At 33.9% G+C, this 3,399-nt stretch carries 4 protein-coding genes; all 4 read left to right on the top strand.

From position 1 onward, the window contains the following. On the top strand, nucleotides 1-348 hold a 348-nt coding region (locus V7127_RS25610), incomplete at its 5' end, for a VOC family protein (protein ID WP_335491047.1). 523 nt (nucleotides 349-871) lie between these two features. Next, nucleotides 872-1,423, top strand: coding sequence for a sigma-70 family RNA polymerase sigma factor (locus tag V7127_RS25605; RefSeq protein WP_335491044.1), 552 nt, complete (start codon nucleotides 872-874; stop codon nucleotides 1,421-1,423). A 3-nt stretch (nucleotides 1,424-1,426) separates the two neighbouring features. Continuing rightward, nucleotides 1,427-1,858 carry a PadR family transcriptional regulator gene (locus V7127_RS25600; protein WP_335491041.1) on the top strand — a complete coding sequence of 144 codons (432 nt, stop codon included), beginning with the start codon at nucleotides 1,427-1,429 and terminating at the stop codon, nucleotides 1,856-1,858. Next, nucleotides 1,855-3,177, top strand: coding sequence for an FtsW/RodA/SpoVE family cell cycle protein (locus V7127_RS25595; RefSeq protein WP_335491038.1), 1,323 nt, complete (start codon nucleotides 1,855-1,857; stop codon nucleotides 3,175-3,177). Before V7127_RS25600 ends, V7127_RS25595 begins: the two co-directional genes overlap by 4 nt. Nucleotides 3,178-3,399: the final 222 nt, after the last annotated feature.

The raw sequence follows: 3,399 nt of genomic DNA, 5'->3' as shown, positions 1-3,399 counted from the left end.
CCTGTTTTAAATCAAATCGGAACAGTCTTTATTCCTGTAAGTAATGTCGAAGAAGCACGGAATTGGTATTGTGATATTTTGGGGTTAGATGCAGAAGGTGAGATTTTATTTGGGCATTTATTTATTGTACCAACAAGGAATGGAACTGGAATTGTATTGGATAGCAAGATCTATTCAGAAGAAAATATTTTCAAAACCCCAGCTTTTCATTTTAATGCCCACAATATCGAAGCAGCCTATAAGTTTTTGAAGGGTAAGAATGTTGAATTAACAACAGAAATTGAGCATAATCATTGGTTTAATTTCAAAGACCCTTATGGAAATCATTTGATGGTATGCAGGTGTTAACCTTTTTTCACCAACCGAGGCATAGGTCTAATTAGGATATATACCTTTTTTGTGGAACTAAAGGGGCAGCATTCCTGTAATAAGTTTGTTAACAAATGTACTTAAACTAAAGGGTGCTTTACTTCAATAACAATATTCCACAATCGGGCGCAATTCTTGAAGAGGAATTGTGCCTTTTTCAGTAATCGGACCAGATTGTTGAATAACAATTTTTATGCAAAGTAGATATTGTGAGGGTTTACACTTAAACTATTTGACAACGGAAAATGCAGGTTTACAACGATAAGCAATGCTGAATTTAGGAGTTGTTGTCATTTCAGTTTCTTCTGAGAAATAAGGAATCAATAGTCGAATAAGTAGTTTTATAAGCCATTTAACCTACCTTCAACATGCTGGAACAATCTGATAAGAGGTTGTTCCTTTTTATTTAATACTCTAGATTACAGATGCTCATAAAAAATCTTTTATTTCTTCAAACCGGATGAAGGTTAGCTTCGTCTAAACTATGTGAGAGGGTGACACTATGAATGGACTAAAACAATTGGCGGTGACAGACGAAAGTATGCTGGACGAGAGAGAGCAGATAATTGATCAATTAATGCATGAATATAGCGATGATATCCTGCATCTCGTATATACATATGTTAAAAACCGAGCTACAGCAGAAGATTTAACGCAAGAGATATTTATAAAGTGCTATGAAAAGTTAAATCAGTTTAATCAGCAGGCAACAATAAAGACTTGGGTATATCGTATTGCTAGTAATCATTGTAAGGATTATTTAAGAAGCTGGCATTATCGAAAAATAACGCTTAGCGATAAAATTTTGGATTATATCCCTTCAAAATCAAAACAGATTGAAGAGGAAATTATCAAAAATAGTGAAGAAGATATCTTAACTAATGCTGTCATGAATTTACCTCTAAAGTACAGAGAAGTCGTATTTCTGCATTATTATGAAGAACTGTCTTTAAGAGAAATAAGCAAGATTACTACAGTAAATATAAATACATTAAAAACGAGATTAAAGCGTGCGAAAGAATTACTAAAAGACAAGATGATAGAGGAGGTTTAGGAGATGAATGATCCATTTATGAACCTGAAGAGTTCGATGAAAAAATCAATTTTTAAGGATCTTTCTTTTTCAAATGAAAGAAAAAGTGCCGTGAAAGAAGCCATTCGTACGAATCAACAATCACAATTTGATAATTGGAATAGCGAAACCATTATAGCTATATTAGAATCTGTTCAGCATGAATCAAAGGATGGCTACAATATTTCCATCCAACTTTTTCAAAAAAACGAACGTACTTTCCAAAAAAATGAAGGGCAGCTTTATACACTTCTACATCTATTAGAAAATAAAGAAATTCTTACTTCTAATTGGATTAATAAAAAGAAATATTACTCCTTAAATTCCAAAGGAAAAAAATACTTAGCTACTTATAAAGAAGATATCTCAAAACAAGAGATATCCCTTAAACACTTAATAAAGGAGGCATCCTTATGAGTTCTCCCAAATTTGAAGAATTTTTAAGTAAAGTTACTTCCAAAGTGAAATCTAAGGAAGCACACACCATGATAAAAAAAGAGCTTACTCATCATCTGCAAGAGTTAAGTCAATCTTACAAAAAAAGAGGATTTTCTGAGGAGGATTCAGATGAAAAGGCCATTCAAGAAATGGGAAATCCTTTTACCATCGGAGAGAAATTAAATCCCCTTCATAAGCCAAAAATGGATTGGGTTCTTATTGTTTTATTTGTTATTTTTGCTAGTATTAGTTTTCTTCCGTTAGTTGGTGGAATTCCCGAAGTTTCCTTATCAAGCACCTATTTTATGGAGCGACAGGCTATCTGGTACTGCCTAGCTGTTCCTGTAATTATTGTGTTCCTTTTCTTTGATTACCAAAAAATAATGAACTGGTGGATGTACTTTTATGCTATCGGCTTGTTGATCCATTTATATCTCCATTTATTTGGATATATGGTCAACGGAGCAAAAAAGTGGGTTTCACTTTCAGGCCTCACGGTCGATGGCACTATAATGAGCTTATTTTTCTTTTTTCTTGCTTGGGCGGGAATTTTTAACAAAATGAATGAGTTTCGTAGTTGGAAAAAACAAGGTTTTCTTCTTGTTTTATTTTGGATTCCCATCTTGCTCTACATGATGGTGCCAGACTTTATGGTTGGTATCATTTACTTCTTCTGTTTACTAGGAATGTTTACTTTTGCCCGAGTTCATAAGAAATTAGCTATCAAACTAGTCGTAACTAATCTAATGGCTGGTGCCATCTTCGTAATTATGATCATCATGACCTCACGCCAAAGTTATTTGTTTACTAGATTATCTGCTTTTATAAACCCAGATGCCGACCCAAATGGAACAGGGTATATGTATATGGCGATTAGGAGTGTCCTTGCAGAAGCGGGATGGTTCGGTAACGGACTTTATAATGATTTGAATTTTCAATTGTTACCAGAATCACATACAGATTTTGCTTTCCCCTTCCTCGTCTATTCCCTTGGTTGGGCATTCGGAATCGTTCTTTGTTTGATCCTACTGATATTTATTTCAAGAATCTCAAAAAATGCGTTTAAAACAAAGGACCTTTATGGGAGGTTGATCGTAATTGGTGGTGCTGCATTATTTGCCGTTCCTACTACTTGGAACATCTTGATGGGCTTTGGAATCGTGCCAATCATAGAAGTTTCCCTGCCGTTTATTAGTTATGGAGGAAGTGCGATCCTCTTTTACGCTGCTGTTTTAGGACTCATTTTAAATGTTTATCGAAGAAAGGATATTGTAGAACCCACGATAGCAGATTTTTAAGTAATGCATCATTAGTAATAATTTATAAAGGAAAGTAGTAATTTTAAATTCTATAAGAATAGATATTAAAATTTAAAGTCAAAAATCTAAATGGTGATAAAAAGGGCGATAGCTAATTAAAAGCTGTCGCCTTTCCCTTATTGAAGTGCCGGTGCTTTGGTGAAGGAAGAAATAATTGGGTTTATTAATGAGATCAAATTTAGTTATTCCATTAAACCAGCT

It is taken from the genome of Bacillus sp. JJ1773, from assembly GCF_036962035.1.
GTDB lineage: Bacteria > Bacillota > Bacilli > Bacillales > Cytobacillaceae > Cytobacillus.
Note: the sequence above shows the minus strand (reverse complement) of the source record. Positions and strands in the feature narration are given on the sequence as shown.

Bases quoted from the DNA above. Each gene is read 5' to 3' on its own strand.
- V7127_RS25605 (WP_335491044.1), top strand. From the start codon at position 872: ATGAATGGACTAAAACAATTGGCGGTGACAGACGAAAGTATGCTGGAC.
- V7127_RS25600 (WP_335491041.1), top strand. From the start codon at position 1,427: ATGAATGATCCATTTATGAACCTGAAGAGTTCGATGAAAAAATCAATT.
- V7127_RS25595 (WP_335491038.1), top strand. From the start codon at position 1,855: ATGAGTTCTCCCAAATTTGAAGAATTTTTAAGTAAAGTTACTTCCAAA.